Here is a 14,758-nt window from a genome sequence, read left to right on the forward strand (position 1 = left end):
TAGCTACCGCAGGGCCTTTTTACTGTTACTGGTTAGCCGCTGAAGACTACGACAACAGCTCCTTTTGCTCACTCTCGGCGGCCTCGCCCTGCAGTACCCGCTGGGCCTGCTTCACCACGTTCTCGACCGAGAAGCCAAACAGCGCCAGCACCGCCTCGCCCGGCCCCGACTCCCCGAAGCGGTTCATGCCGATGACGGTGCCTTCGTCGGTAACGTACTTGTGCCAGCCCATCGGTGAGCCGGCTTCCACGGCCACGCGCTTGCGCACGGTGGGCGGCAATACCTGCTGCTGGTAGGAGCGGGGCTGCTTTTCGAACAGCTCCCACGATGGCATGCTCACGACGCGGGTAGCCACGCCCTGCTGCTCCAGCACCTGCTGGGCTTGCATAACGAGTGACACTTCCGAGCCCGTCGCCAGCAGAATCAGCTGGGGCTGCCCACCCGTGGCCTCGCTCAGAATGTAAGCGCCCTTGGCTACGCCTTCCCGGGCCGAGCCGTACTTCTGCTGGTCGAGCACGGGCAGCTTTTGGCGCGAGAGAATCAGCACCACCGGCGACTTGGGCGTGGTCATGGCTACGCGCCAAGCTTCCACAGTTTCGTTGGCGTCGGCCGGGCGCAGCACCACAATGTTCGGAATGGTGCGCAGGGCCGCCACGTGCTCTACGGGCTGATGGGTGGGGCCATCTTCACCCAGCCCGATGCTGTCGTGGGTGAAGACGAACGTAGCCTGCGACTCGGCAAGGGCCGTGAGGCGGATGGCACCGCGCATGTAGTCGGAGAAGGTGAGGAAGGTGCCGCCGTAGGTGCGCACCCCGCCGTGGTGAGCCATGCCATTCATGGCGCCGCCCATGGCGTGCTCGCGCACTCCAAACCAGATGTTGTTGTGCTGGTAGGAGCCAGGCTGGAAGCTGACACTGCCGCTGGTGGGCATTTCGTTGGAGCTGGCCAGATCAGCCGAGCCGCCGAACAGGAACGGCACGGATTGCTTCAACGCATTAAGGGCCTTGCCGGAGGCCTGGCGGGTAGCCAAGGCGCCGTCGGCGGGGGTAAAAACGGGCAGCGAGGCGTCCCAGCCCGCGGGCAGCTCACCCGCGAATGAAGTCCGGAACAGCTCTCCCTCTGCCGGATAGTTCTGCTGGTACGCCTCTAATTGCTGCTGCCATTCGGCCTGAAGCTGGGCGCCCCGCTGCCCGGCTTCGGCCAGGTGGGTGCGCACCTGCTCGGGCACGACAAACGTAGCTTCGGGGTCGAAGCCGAAGAATTCCTTGGCTTTTTTCAGGTTGTCGGGGCCCAGGGGCGAGCCGTGCACCTTGCTGGTGCCTTCCTGCGGGCTGCCGTAGCCAATAATGGTTTTCACCGAAATAATGGACGGCCGTCCGGTTTCCTGCTGGGCTGCCTTGATGGCCGCCTCAATGGCGTCGAGGTCGTTGCCATCCGTCACGCGCTGGGTGTGCCAGCCGTAGGCTTCAAAGCGGGCCAGCGCATCCTCGGTGTACGAGAGGTTGGTGGGGCCGTCGAGGCAGATGTCGTTGTCGTCGTAGAGGTAAATCAGCTTGCCCAGCTTGAGGTGGCCGGCCAGCGAAGCGGCTTCGGCGGCTATGCCTTCCATCAGGTCGCCGTCGCTGACGATGGCGTAGGTGTAGTGGTCCTGCAGCGCGAGGCCTTCTTTGTTATAGACGGCTGCCAAGTGGGCCTCCGCCATAGCCATGCCCACGCCGTTGGCGAAGCCCTGGCCCAGCGGCCCGGTGGTTACTTCCACGCCCGGCGTCAGGTGCGACTCGGGGTGGCCCGGGGTTTTGGAGTGCAGCTGCCGGAAAGCTTTCAGATCATCCAGCGTCAAATCGTAGCCATAGAGGTGCAGCAGGCTGTAGAGCAGGGCCGAGCCGTGGCCCGCCGACAACACGAACCGGTCCCGGTTGGGCCACTGCGGGTCCTGGGGATTGAAGCGCAGGAAGCGCGAAAACAGCACGTAGGCCATAGGGGCGGCGCCCATGGGCAAACCCGGGTGGCCCGAGTTGGCGGCCTGCACCATATCCACCGATAGCAGGCGGATGGTGTTTACACTTAGTTCAGCGGGGGAAATGGCTGGCTTGGTCACGAATTGACGGAATAAAGCGGGGAGAAAAGATGCAAAGCAAACCCAGGCCAGCGGCTCAGTTGCGGGACTGGCGGGCGGAAATGGACCATGGTAAGGCCGGTAAGCCACAAGGTCAGGGGAACAGGCAAGGCAGGGCGGAACTAGGTGACACAAACGATTGTGTTGCCATGCACTCTGTACGGATTGCTAAGGCTGTACCACCGGCCAACCCGCCGCATCCCAGCCCAGCTTCTCGAGGCGCAGCTTGGCGTGGCCTTTGTCGGCTGCGTCGTAGCCGTGAAACACGAGGTAGTCGCTATTGTCGAAGGTGTAGACCGAGTTGTGGCCCAGTCCATACCAGTTTTTGTCGCCGGCCAGCACCTGGGTGCCGCCGCCCTGGTCGAGGGCCACGCCGGCCCGGTCGACGTAGGGGCCGGTAATGGATTTGGAGCGGCCGACCATAATCTTGTAGGTGCTCTGGGGGCCGCGGCAGCAGTAGTCGAACGAGGTAAACAGGTAGTAAAACCCGTTTTTGCGGAAGATGAACGGCGCTTCGATGGCCCCGTCGCCGGGCAGGGAGTCGTTGAGCTTCGGGTCGCGGGGGCGGCGGGCCACGGTGCGCCACTGCTCGGGCTGGGCCGGGGCCGTCAGGTCGGGGCGCAGCTTCACCAATTTGATTCCGTCCCAGAACGAGCCGAACGACAGCCAGGGCGTACCGGCCTCGTCCCGAATCAGGTTGGGGTCAATGGCGTTCCACATGTCGCGCCCCGGCACCGACTGCACCACGCGGCCGTGGTCGACCCACTTGTAGTCGGGCGAGTTCGGGTTCAGCGTTTTATTCGTGGCCAGCCCGATGCAGGAAGTGTTTTTGCCAAAGGCCGAAACCGAGTAAAACAGCGAGTACACACCGTTGTGGAAGGAAATATCCGGAGCCCAGATGTGGTTCTTGAAGCCCGGCACGGCCTGCACGGCCCAGGCCGGCGCGGTAGCAAACACGGGTTTCTCCCGCGTCCAGCTGCGGCGGTCCTTCGACGACCACACCGCTATGCCCGGACCCGTACAGAACATGTAGTAAGTGCCATCCTGCCGCATCATCACCGGGTCGTGGGCCGGTATCGGGGCCGGGGCGGCCGGGGTGGTCTGGGCCTGAGCGGCCCGGCCACCCAGCAGCCCGGCCAGCGCCAAGAGGCAAGTAAAGCGGAGGAAGTACATAGACAAGGAAGATGGGTTAAGCCGCTGACGGATGATGTTCAACTACTTGGCGGCCTTCACGCCTTCGGTGGTCATCACCACGCGCTTCATCGTGCCGTCCTTGTTGTATTCCAGCTTGTCGATGCACACGGAGCGGCGGAAAGAGCCGCCGTCGGTCGGGATGCTGCCGTTGTGGTAGATGAAGTAGCTCTGGCCCTTGAAGTCGATGATGGCCTGGTGGTTGGTGTTGGAGTTGCCGGCCACCTCGTTCAGCAGGCCCTTAAACTCCCACGGCCCCTCGATGCTGCGGCTCATGGCGTAGGCAATCTTCTCGGGAAACTGGTAGGCGTAGCTCAGGTAGTACCAGTTGCCGCGCTTGTGCACCCAGGGTGCCTCCGTAAACTTGGGCAGCGTGGTCACCTTGTTGATGGGGCCGTCCAGCTCGGTCATGTTGGCCTTAAGCTTGGCCCAGTAGCAGATCGTGTTGCCCCAGTACAGGTAGGCCTGGCCTTTGTCGTCCACAATCACCGTGGGGTCAATATCGTCCCAGCTGATTTTGGCCTCGGTGGTCATGTCGTTGGTAATCAAGGCCGAGCCGCGGGCGTCTTTGAACGGGCCCGTGGGGCTGTCGGCCACAGCTACGCCAATGGCTTTGCCGGGAATGGTGCCGTGCTCCACGGCCGCGTACCAGTAGAACTTGCCGTTGCGCTCAATCACCTGCGAGGCCCAGGCATCGGCCTTGGCCCAGGCAAAGGCCTTCACGTTGAGCGGGGAGGGGTGCTCTTTCCAGGTCACCATATCCTGCGACGAGTAGCAGAGCCACTCGTTCATCACGTAGCGCTCCTGCCGGGCCGGGGCTTCATCGTGGCCGGCGTACAGGTACACGGTGCCCTTGTGCACCAAAGCGGCGGGGTCGGCCGTGTATTTGTCCTTGATGATGGGGTTGCCGGCCACCGGCTCGGGCAGGGCCTGCCCCCGCGCCCCGAAGGGCGCCAGGGCAGGGGCGGAGGCCAGCAGCAGACCAGCCAGCAGCAAGCGGCCCGTGGGTCGTGAATTAATTTGCATCTTCATGACGGCCAGGGTTTAGCGTTTGCCGGGAATACGCAGCACCGTGAAGGAGTGCGGGGCCAGGGTGTAGGTCACGTTGGCCGACGACACTTTGAACGACGCGTCCTTGGGCGCCACGTTCAGGGGCTGGTCCAGGGTGTTCACGGCATTCAGGTCGTTGCTGGCCAGCACCGTGGCCTTGCCGGCCTTGCCCAGCTTTTTGGCGCCCTGCAGGTTAATAGTCACGGGGCGGGCTTCGGGCGAGTAGTTCACCAGCTTCACGATGATTTCTCCGGTCTTGTCGTCGGCCACGGCGCTGCTGAACAGGTTGTCCTGGCCGTTTTTGGCGTTGTCGGCGCGCTGCATGGGCAGCATGGTGGTGCCGGGGTTGGTGCTGTACATCTTCTGCACGTAGTAGTTAGGCGTGCCGTAGGAGCGCAGGTTGTCAAACCAGATCATGTCGGGCGTCCACTGCCAGGCGTCTACGTGGGCAAACAGCGGGGCGTAGGAGGCCATAATCACCTTGTCGGCGTTGCGCTCCAGCCCGGTCATAAACGCCGCCTCGGAAATGGCGCAGTCCCAGCTGTTCTTGTTGTCGGGGCTGCCGATGGCCACGCTCTGGGCAGCATACTCGCCGGCAAAGATCTTGGTGCCGGTGGTGGGGTAGTTGTCGTACCGGCCCACATTCTGGCGGAACCACTCGGGCTTGGCGTAGTAGTGCTCGTCAATCACCTCGGCCTTCAGCTCGCGCAGCCGCTTGCTGGCCGCGTCAAACAGCTCCCCGTCGGGGCTGGGGCCGGCGCTGCTCACGATGTTCATGGTAGGATACTTAGCCTTCACGGCTTTCATAAACGGCTCGTAGCGTTCCAGGTACTGTGGGCCCCACTGCTCGTTGCCGATGCCGATGTACTTCAGGTTGAAGGGCGTGGGGTGGCCCATGGCCACGCGCTTGGCGCCCCAGGTGCTGCTGGCCGGGCCGTTGGCAAACTCAATCAAGTCCAGCGCGTCCTGAATAAAGGTTTCCAGGGTCGGGTCGTCGTCGGCGTGGTTGTGGCCGCGGGACGCTGCCGGGGCGTTGGGGCCGCCAGCCGTGCTGCCGGCCACCGGGGCCAGCTCGGCCGAGTTGAACTGGCAGGCCATGCCCACATTCAGAATCGGGACGGGCTCGGCGCCAATGTCTTCCGAGAGCTGGAAGTACTCATAGAAGCCCAGGCCAAACGACTGGTAGTAATCGGGCGTCGAGCGGTGCTTGAACTCCATGTTCCAGCGGTTCACCAGCGGCACGCGGGAGGCCACGTCGCCGATGGTTTCCTTCCACTGGTAGCGCTCGGTCAGGTTGCGGCCCTCCACGATGCAGCCGCCGGGAAAGCGCAGAAAGCCAGGGTTCATGTCCTTGAGCAGCTGCACCAGATCGGTGCGCAGGCCGTTTTCGCGCTTGTTCCAGGTGTCTTTCGGAAACAGGCTCACCACATCCACGTCCAGGGTACCGGCGCCTTCCATCGTGAGCTTGAGGCGGGCCCGGGGCGCCGTGCCGGTTGATTTAAGCACCACGCTGTACTTTTTCCACTCGCCCGTCAGGCCCGTAATCCGGGTTTGGGCCAGCACGTTGCCCGAGCCGGCCGCTTCCGGGCCCGCGCCCCGCTGGCCTTCCTCTTCCAGGGTCACGTTCAGGCCGCTCACGCTGCCGGGGCCACGCCGCAGATACACCGAAAACGTGTAGTCGGCGCCCTGCTTGATGCCCATGCCCCGGAAGCCTTCGTTGATGAAGCCGGCATCGGGGCTGGCCGTGGCGGCCGTCATGCGCAGGAAGTGGTTGTTGGCGTTGCTGATGGGTTGCTGGCTCGACACGGTGTAGGTGGAGAGGGCCGCCGCGCCCCGGATGCCGCGCCAGCCCAGCAGGTGCTCATCCAGCTCAAACGACTTGTTTTTCACCAGCTCGGGGTACAGGCCCCCGTCGGCGGCAAAGTTGATGTCCTCGAAAAAGAGGCCGTACATCGTCTTGGCAATCGGGGCGCCGGGCTTGTTGACCTGCACCGTGAGCGTAGTGGCCGCGCCGGGCTTGCTTTGGGCCAGGGCCGGGGCCAGGCCAAGCGTGCTGCAGAAGGCTAGGCCGCTGGCCAGCTGCGCAAATCGGGTGGGAAGGGATGTGGACATGTGGAGAGTTGATGAAATGAGCGAAGCAGGTGGGATAGAAAAGGTGGCGCCCCGGCGAAATTCGGGCAGTTTTTTCCCCGGTCAGGACTCAGCGGAGAGCAACGTCTGTCTGAATTAGGGCACAATCGATTGTGTAAAGTAATAAGAAAAACGCAACATGCTCTGCCAGTCCGGCAAAAAAACCTGCGAATTATTACTCCCGCGGGTATTGAGAGGAGGCGTGACTTTCGTTTTTGTGGTACGAAATCAGCCTGTTAGAATAGTTCAGGCCGGTGCAGTGCCATTGAATATTAGATAATACTATCTTTACACAAAGCATTGTGTAGTGCATTCCCTCTATGGCCCCCCGAAAAAAACAAGCCCCGGCTCCAACTACCACCAGTCCCGTTTCCATGGCCGACCTAGCCCGGGAGCTGGGCGTGTCCATGACCACGATTTCGCGGGCGCTGAGTGACCATCACAGCATCGGGCCGGCCATGAAGCAGAAGGTGCTCAAGCTGGCCAAGAAATACAACTACCAGCCCAACCGCCTGGCCTCGGCCCTGCGCAAGGGGAAAAGTCAGCTGATAGGCATCATTGTGCCCTACATTGAGGGGCGCTTTTTCCCGTCGGTGGTGCACGGCATCGAAACGGCGGCCAGCAAGGCGGGCTACAACGTCATTATCTGCCAGTCGAACGAGGACGTGGCCCAGGAGCGGCGCAACCTCGAAATTCTGCTCAGCGCCCAGGTCGCCGGCATTTTGGTGTCGTTGTCGCGCACCACGCTCGACGTGCGCCACTTCGAGAAAGTACGCAGCCGCGGCCTGCCCCTGGTGTTTTTCGACCGAATTGTGGAGGGCGACAACGTGAATGCCGTAGTGCTCGACGACCAGGAAGGCGGCTACGTTTCGACGCGCCACCTGCTGAGCCAGGGCTGCCGCCGCATTGCCCACCTGGCCGGGCCTCAGCACCTGAACATCTACAAAAACCGCCGCCAGGGCTACCTCGACGCCCTGCGCGAAGCCGGCCTGCCCGAAGACGAAAACCTGATTGTCTACATGGATATGAGCCAGGAGCAGGGCGTGGCGGCCATGCGCCAGCTGCTGGCCCTGCCCGAGCCCCCCGACGCCGTATTTGCCGCCGGCGACTACAGCGCCCTGGGCGCCATGCAGGAAGCCCACCGCCAGGGGCTGCAGGTGCCGCAGGACGTGGCCATCAGCGGCTTCAGCAACGAGATATTCACCGTCATCACCCAGCCCGCCATGACCACCATCGACCAGCGCTGCGAGGAAATGGGGCAGGCCGCCGTGCGGCTGCTGCTCGAAGTCATCGACGCCGCCGGGGCGCCCTTCACCCCCCGGCAGGTGGCTTTGCGGCCCGAGCTGGTGGTGCGCAATTCCTCGGTGCGCGAGCCCGAAACCGAGCTGACGACGAAGAAAAGCCGCATCAGTACCTTCATTCCCTAGGCCGCGCTATTGCTGCTCTAGCCCGCCTTTCCGTTCCCGTTCGGCCTACCTAAAATTCCCCCGTATGAGAAAACTACTCCTCCTGCTATGGTTGTGGCTGGCTGCCACGGGCGGCTTCGGCCAAAAAGCCAAGGTGAAAGTAAAGGGTTCGGCGCAAGCAGTGGCAGCGGCGCAGGTGTGGCCGGCGGCCAAGGCCCAAGCCTGGTACAAAGCCCACCCCTGGATTAGCGGGGCCAACTTCGCACCCAGCACGGCCATCAACCAGCTGGAAATGTGGCAGGCCGCTACCTTCGACCCCGCCACCATCGACCGGGAGCTGGGGCTGGCCGAGGGAATCGGCTTCAACACCATGCGCGTGTTTCTGCACAGCCTGGCCTGGCAGCAGGACCCCAGCGGCTTCAAAAAGCGCCTGAACGAGTATCTGGCCATCAGTGACAAGCACCACATCCAGACCATTTTTGTGTTTTTTGATGACTGCTGGAACAAGGAGCCCAAGGCCGGCCCGCAGCCCGCTCCCAAGCCCGGTATTCACAACTCGGGCTGGGTGCAGGACCCCGGCGACCCGGCCTCGCGCGACTCGGCCACGTTTGTGCAGCTGAAATCCTACGTGCAGGACGTACTGCGCGAATTCCGCAACGATAAGCGCATTCTGTTCTGGGACCTGTTCAATGAGCCCGGCAACTCGGGCAAGCGCACGGCCTCGCTGCCGCTGGTGCGCAACGTGTTTGCCTGGGCCCGGGAGGTAAACCCCGACCAGCCTCTGAGCGTGGGCCTCTGGGCCTGGGATTTTGCCGAGCTCAACGCCCTGCAGCTGCGCAATTCCGACATCATTACCTACCACAGCTACGAGGACGAGGCCTGGCACCTGCGCGTGGTGCAGCTGCTCAAAAGCTACGGCCGCCCGCTCATTTGCACCGAGTACATGGCCCGGCCCCGCAACAGCCGCTTTGCCACCATCATGCCCATGCTCAAGCGCGAAAACGTGGGGGCCATCAACTGGGGCCTGGTGGCGGGCAAAACCAACACCAAGTACGCCTGGGACACGCCCCTGGCCGATGGCAGCGAGCCAACTGAGTGGTTTCATGAGGTGTTTCGCCCCGATGGTACGCCCTACCGGCAGGACGAGGTGGAGCTGATCCGGAAGCTAAACGGCAAGTAAGCGTTATGTCTGCCTCGCTGCGCCTGCCGCTGCTGTTTCTGGTGCTGGAGTTGCTGGTGGGCAGCAGCCCGGCCCAGGCCCAGACCGCGCCCCCGGCTACCTTCACCAACCCCTTGCTGCCCCGCGGCGCCGACCCCTGGACGATTTACCACCGGGGCTATTATTACTACACCCACACCACCGGCGGCAACATCACACTCTGGAAAGTCAGGTCGTTGACGGAGCTGGCCACTACACCGGGCCAGGTCGTCTGGACGCCGCCGGCCGCCGGCGGCAACGCCCACAACATCTGGGCGCCCGAGCTGCACTACCTGCGCCGCAAGTGGTACCTCTACTACGCCGCCGACTCGGGCTCCAACCGGAGCCACCGGCTGTGGGTGCTCGAAAACTCTTCGCCCGACCCCTTGACCGGCACCTGGGTCAGCAAGGGGCAGATAACCGACGCTACCAACAAATGGGCCATCGACGGCTCCGTGTTTAAGCACCGGGGCCGGCTCTACTGGGTGTGGTCGGGGTGGGAGGGCGACACCAACGGGCAGCAAAACATCTACATTGCCCGCCTGAAAAACCCCTGGACGGTAAAGGGGCCGCGCACCCGGATTTCGACGCCCGAATATGCCTGGGAGCGAAACGGCGACCTGAACGACCCACACAACCCGCCCCACGTAGACGTGAACGAAGGCCCGCAGCTGCTGCGCCGCGGCCGCCGGCTGTTCCTAGTGTACTCGGCCAGTGGCTGCTGGACCGATTCCTACGCCCTGGGCATGCTCTCGGCCACCGCCGGCGCCAATCTGCTGCGGGCCTCGGCCTGGACCAAGTCGGCCAAGCCGGTGTTTCGCCAGGACTCGGTGGCGGGCGTGTATGCGCCGGGTCACAATTCCTTTTTTACCTCCCCCGACGGCCGCCAAAGCTGGCTTCTCTACCACGCCAACAGCGCCCCCCGGCAGGGGTGCGGCAACCTGCGCAGCCCGCGCATGCAGCCCTTCACCTGGCAGGCCGATGGCACCCCATACTTTGGGAATCCGGTGCCCACCAGCCAGCCGTTGCCCCGGCCTTCGGGCGAGTAACCTGCGTATCATTAGGCTGCCGCGCTGCGTTGCCAGACCCAGCCCGGCAGTTTTCTCCCACGTTTAGCTTTCTTGCCCATGCGTTGTTTCTCCGCTATTCGCTCCCAGTGCCTGCTGATCTTGGGCGTTGGATTTAGCCTGATTTCGGCCTGCCAGCGTCCGGCTATGACCACCACTGACACCACCACCGCTGCTGGCGCTACTGCGCCAACAGCCGCCGAGCCGGCCACGGCGGCCAGTCTGCCCAACCCGGTGCTGGCCGGCGACTATCCCGACCCGTCGGTAGTGAAGGTGGGCAACGCGTACTGGGCCAGCGCCACGACTTCCAACTGGGGGCCGGCCTTTCCGCTGCTCAAATCGACCAACCTGACGAGCTGGGAACTAGTGGGCCACGTGTTTCCGGATGGCCCGCCCGCCTGGGCCGACTACTATTTCTGGGCCCCGGAAATCAGCCAGGACAACGATAAAATCTACGTTTTCTACTCAGCCCACAAGCGCGGCGGCAACCTGGCCGTGGCCGTAGCCAGCGCCGACCGGCCCGAAGGCCCCTACACCGACCACGGCCCGCTGGTAGCCGAGCCCGACGGCTCGATTGACGGCTTTCCCATGCGCGACGAAAACGGCCAGCTCTACCTCGTCTGGAAAGAAGACGGCAACAGCATTCAGCAGCCCACGCCCATCTGGGCCCAAAAGCTGAATGATGCGCGCACGGCGCTGGTAGGGGAGAAGAAGGAGCTGTTTCGCAACAACCCGGCCTCCTGGGAAGGCAACCTGGTGGAAGGGGTGTCGATGGTGCGCCATGCGGGGTATTTTTACGCCTTTTACGCTGCCAACGGCTGCTGCGGACGGGGCTGCACCTACGCTACCGGCGTGGCCCGCGCCAAAAATCTGCTGGGCCCCTGGGAAAAATACGACCGGAACCCGGTGCTGGTCAACAATGATACCTGGAAGTGCCCGGGCCACGGCACGGCCGTGGAGCACGAAGGCCGCTGGTACATGCTGCACCACGCTTACCAAGCCAATAGTCAGGAATTTGTGGGCCGGCAGGGCGTGCTGAGCGAGTTCACCTGGACCGAGTCGGGCTGGCCACAGTTCCGCGGGGGCAGCACGCCGGTAGCCGCCGCCACGCCCCAGCCGCGCAATATCACCGACGAATTCACAGGTAAAACGCTGGGTCTGACCTGGCAATGGCCCATCGAGCAGCGGCCCAGCTTCAGCCTGGTTTCGGGCCGCCTGCAACTCACTGCCCGCCCCGACCACGCCGGGGCCGCGCTGGGGCTGAGTACCACTGCGCCGGCCTACACGGCCACCACCACGCTGCTCAGCCCCAGTGGTTTGCCCACCGGTAGCCAGGCTGGCCTAGCTGCCCACGGCGACCCCGACAACGTGCTGGCTTTGCTGGCCACGGGCAAAAAGCTCACCCTGACGAAAGTGGAAAAAGGCCAGACCAGCGTATTGGCAGAAGCTCCCTTACCCGCCGGCAAAACCGTGCAGCTCCGCCTGCAGGCCCGCCAGGGCAGCCAGTTTACCTTCGCCTGGAGCACCAACGGTGGCACTACCTGGCAGAATCTGCCGGCCGACGGCGCCGCCATCGACGGGCGCTACCTGCCGCCCTGGGACCGGGGCATTCGGGCCGGCCTGCTCGTGCACGGCCCCGCTACGGCCACGGCCAGCTTCGAGAATTTCAGCCTGAGCGCGCAGCCGTAGCTTCTAAGGCAGAACGCCATGCCGAATGCAGTGAGGCATTTCGCGTGCTGATGTTGAGTTTCTACTCAGACCCCGGCCTACGAGGTGCTTCGCGGTGTGCTGCATGACGGTGCTGGCTGGAAAAGCACTTGCTACCGTGTTGTTGAGTTTTGTCACCAAGGTCGTGCAAGCATATAAGGCTTTGTGGAAGCAGAAGGCGGAAAATTACCGGGCTGGGCTGTTTAGCAAGTGCCTAATTCTTCTAGCTTTAAGGGGGGTAAAGGCGCGTCACAGGACTGGATGAAGCCAGTCTTGGGGTGCCGTAACCTCACTTCCTCCCCCGAAAAGACCCGGTATGATTACGCCTTCGACCCGCCCGACCCCGGCCGCTGACCCCGGCCTCAGCAGTGAAGATTTGGCCCCGATTGCACCGGCCGAGCGGCGCTGGGGCACCGGCAACTACGCGGCCCTCTGGATCAGCATGAGCCTGTGCATTCCGACCTACATGCTGGCCAGCTCCCTGATTGAGGGCGGCATGAACTGGTGGCAGGCACTGCTGACCATCTTCCTGGGCAACAGCATCGTGCTGATTCCTATGCTGCTCAACGGGCGGGCCGGGGCCAAATACGGTATTCCATTTCCGGTCTTGGCCCGGGCCAGCTTCGGGGTGCGCGGGGCCAATATTCCGGCCCTGCTGCGCGCCCTGATTGCCTGCGGCTGGTTTGGCATTCAAACCTGGATTGGCGGTTACGCCCTGTATCAGATGGCGGTGCTGTGGCTGCCTGCCCTGGCTACGCTGCCCGCCGTTTTTCCGGCTTCCTGGGCTCTGGCCACGGGGCCAGCCATTACGTTTGTGCTGTTCTGGGCGCTGAATATGTACGTGGTGCACCTGGGCGTGGAAAGCATCCGGAAGCTGCTGATGTTCAAAGCGTTTTTCCTGCCGGTAGCGGCACTGGCCTTGCTGTGGTGGGCTATTTCGGCCGGCAATGGCCTGGGCCCGATTCTGGCTCAGCCCTCCAAATTCACCAGTAGTGCTGCTTTCTGGGCTTTTTTCTTCCCGTCCCTCACCGGCATGGTCGGCTTCTGGGCAACTCTTTCCCTGAACATTCCCGACTTCACCCGCTACGCTACCAGCCAGCGCGCCCAGCTAGTAGGGCAGGCTCTGGGGCTGCCTACGTCCATGACAGTTTTTTCCTTTGTAGGCGTCGTCGTCACGTCGGCTACCTTCGTGATTTACGGCAAAACCATCTGGGACCCGGTGGTGCTGGCCGGCAAGTTCGACAGCAAGCTGCTGGTGAGCGTGGCCATGCTGGCCGTGGCCCTATCCACGCTGGCTACCAACATTGCGGCCAACATCGTGAGTCCGGCCAACGACTTTGCCAACGTCTCGCCCGAGCGTATCTCCTTCAAAGCCGGCGGCTACATTACCGGCGTGCTGGGCTTGCTGATTTTTCCCTGGAAGCTCATTGCCGATCCTTCGGGCTACATTTTCACCTGGCTCGTGGGCTACTCGGGCCTGCTCGGGCCCATCGGCGGCATCATGCTGGCCGACTATTACCTGCTGCGCAAAGAGCACCTGAACGTGCCGGAGCTGTACCAGTACCAGGGCCAATACGCGTACCGGCACGGCTACAACGTGCGGGCCATCGTAGCGCTCATCCTCGGCATTCTGCCCAATGTGCCGGGCTTTCTGGCGGCCATCGGCGTACTCGACAAGCAAGCAATATGGCCCGGCTTGGCGGCCCTCTACGACTACGCTTGGTTTGTGGGCTTTTGCGTGTCCGGGGGCATTTACCTGTTGCTTATGGCCCAGGAGCAGCGCGCCCCGGCCTGGGAGAGTGGCGAGATAGTGAAACTGTGAGGCGACGCGTGAAACCCGGTTTCAGCCAAACGCCCTGCGCTTGGAGCAGCGCGCCCACTCCGGCAGTACTCTTTCCACTGGCAACCCGAAAGGCTAGATCCACAAATAGTAGCCGCCCACTTTCTTTTCACTTCTGTCTACTCGCCACAAAGTGCTTCCAGTGCATAAAGCAAAAAGCAATTATGTCCTCGGATTGTGAGTAGTTACTTTTCAGCTGTAATCATGTTGCAAAGGAGGCTCTTTATTTGGCTGTCGTATGCGTTAAACCGCCGTAGCAGACAGTTGTAGGCTGTTGATGGAGGACAGCTGCCAGCTTTATTATTTTTCTGGCTTAATAGTAATTAATTGTAAATCAGTGTTGTGTATAAAAGGTGAGTAAGGACTTACTAAAAATTATGCATCATATAGTGCTACTATAAAATTCATCTAGTAATATTGTCACAGTTATCAGCTGGCTAATCCCCCCGGCTGGCTGATAACCAAAAAATTCCCACGCCCTGTTTACCAGATGTAACCCCACCCCATCTGGAAATACTACTGAGAATTCAACCGGCTCTCCCACTCAGCATGTTGACCTATCGGTATCCCAAAATCTATAGTCGGCCGAACTGGTATCCTACCGGTTCGGCCGGTTTGTTTTCTAGGATAGGTGTCTGAGCCAGCCCGAACAAGCGGGCATGATTCGTCGCTTTGAGTGCTGAAGTGAAGCCGTTCGAAGCAATAGCCTGCCACTACCCAAATGCAGGCCAACACCATTCGGCTGGACCTGATGGAGAGTAGAAACGTGGTTTGGAGCGAAACGCGCAGGTTGCCCAGCGCTTGGGCCAATCAGCCGAAACAAAAAAAGGCGCCCCACCCGGAACGCCCTTTCAATGAATCGTGACCAACGAAAATTCCCACCCAACGTTGGCCCGATCCTTTATCATAAGCTACAGACCATTTGGTCCGCAGTACTTGTCTGTGTTTTACGACGTTTCCCGGTTGGTGCTTCCGCTTGAAGCCAGCTAGAGAGAAAGCCAGAAGGAAGCCCTGTTTTTGTGCTTCATTCTATAATACTAAGGTAGGGGCGTA

The 14,758-nt window shown here is 62.1% G+C and carries 9 protein-coding genes; 5 read left to right on the plus strand and 4 right to left on the minus strand.

All coding sequences use genetic code 11. The features are described 5' to 3' along the window. Nucleotides 1-46: 46 nt before the first annotated feature. From tkt to LGH70_RS15810, 4 genes are all read right to left on the minus strand, one after another. Nucleotides 47-2,098 (minus strand): transketolase, encoded by a 2,052-nt coding sequence (gene tkt, locus LGH70_RS15795; RefSeq protein WP_226187480.1) that lies wholly within the window; start codon nt 2,096-2,098, stop codon nt 47-49. A gap of 186 nt (nt 2,099-2,284) precedes the next feature. Continuing rightward, nucleotides 2,285-3,289 (minus strand): arabinan endo-1,5-alpha-L-arabinosidase, encoded by a 1,005-nt coding sequence (locus LGH70_RS15800; RefSeq protein WP_226187485.1) that lies wholly within the window; start codon nt 3,287-3,289, stop codon nt 2,285-2,287. Nucleotides 3,290-3,331: 42 nt separating this feature from the next. Beyond that, complete coding sequence (locus LGH70_RS15805; RefSeq protein ID WP_226187487.1) at nt 3,332-4,339, minus strand: glycoside hydrolase family 43 protein; 1,008 nt, start codon at nt 4,337-4,339, stop codon at nt 3,332-3,334. Nucleotides 4,340-4,351: 12 nt separating this feature from the next. Further along, nucleotides 4,352-6,469: an alpha-L-arabinofuranosidase C-terminal domain-containing protein gene (locus LGH70_RS15810; protein WP_226187489.1), complete on the minus strand. Its 2,118-nt coding sequence runs from the start codon at nt 6,467-6,469 to the stop codon at nt 4,352-4,354. Nucleotides 6,470-6,861: 392 nt separating this feature from the next. On the opposite strand from LGH70_RS15810, the gene LGH70_RS15815 reads away from it, so the two are divergent. From LGH70_RS15815 to LGH70_RS15835, 5 genes are all read left to right on the plus strand, one after another. After that, nucleotides 6,862-7,914, plus strand: coding sequence for a LacI family DNA-binding transcriptional regulator (locus tag LGH70_RS15815; RefSeq protein ID WP_226187491.1), 1,053 nt, complete (start codon nt 6,862-6,864; stop codon nt 7,912-7,914). A 64-nt stretch (nt 7,915-7,978) separates the two neighbouring features. Next, nucleotides 7,979-9,073, plus strand: coding sequence for a cellulase family glycosylhydrolase (locus LGH70_RS15820; protein WP_226187493.1), 1,095 nt, complete (start codon nt 7,979-7,981; stop codon nt 9,071-9,073). Nucleotides 9,074-9,078: 5 nt separating this feature from the next. Further along, nucleotides 9,079-10,140 (plus strand): glycoside hydrolase family 43 protein, encoded by a 1,062-nt coding sequence (locus LGH70_RS15825; protein WP_226187495.1) that lies wholly within the window; start codon nt 9,079-9,081, stop codon nt 10,138-10,140. 78 nt (nt 10,141-10,218) lie between these two features. Continuing rightward, complete coding sequence (locus LGH70_RS15830; protein ID WP_226187497.1) at nt 10,219-11,847, plus strand: family 43 glycosylhydrolase; 1,629 nt, start codon at nt 10,219-10,221, stop codon at nt 11,845-11,847. Nucleotides 11,848-12,181: 334 nt separating this feature from the next. After that, complete coding sequence (locus tag LGH70_RS15835; RefSeq protein ID WP_226187500.1) at nt 12,182-13,687, plus strand: NCS1 family nucleobase:cation symporter-1; 1,506 nt, start codon at nt 12,182-12,184, stop codon at nt 13,685-13,687. Nucleotides 13,688-14,758: the final 1,071 nt, after the last annotated feature.

The organism is Hymenobacter nitidus (assembly GCF_020447315.1).
GTDB lineage: Bacteria > Bacteroidota > Bacteroidia > Cytophagales > Hymenobacteraceae > Hymenobacter > Hymenobacter nitidus.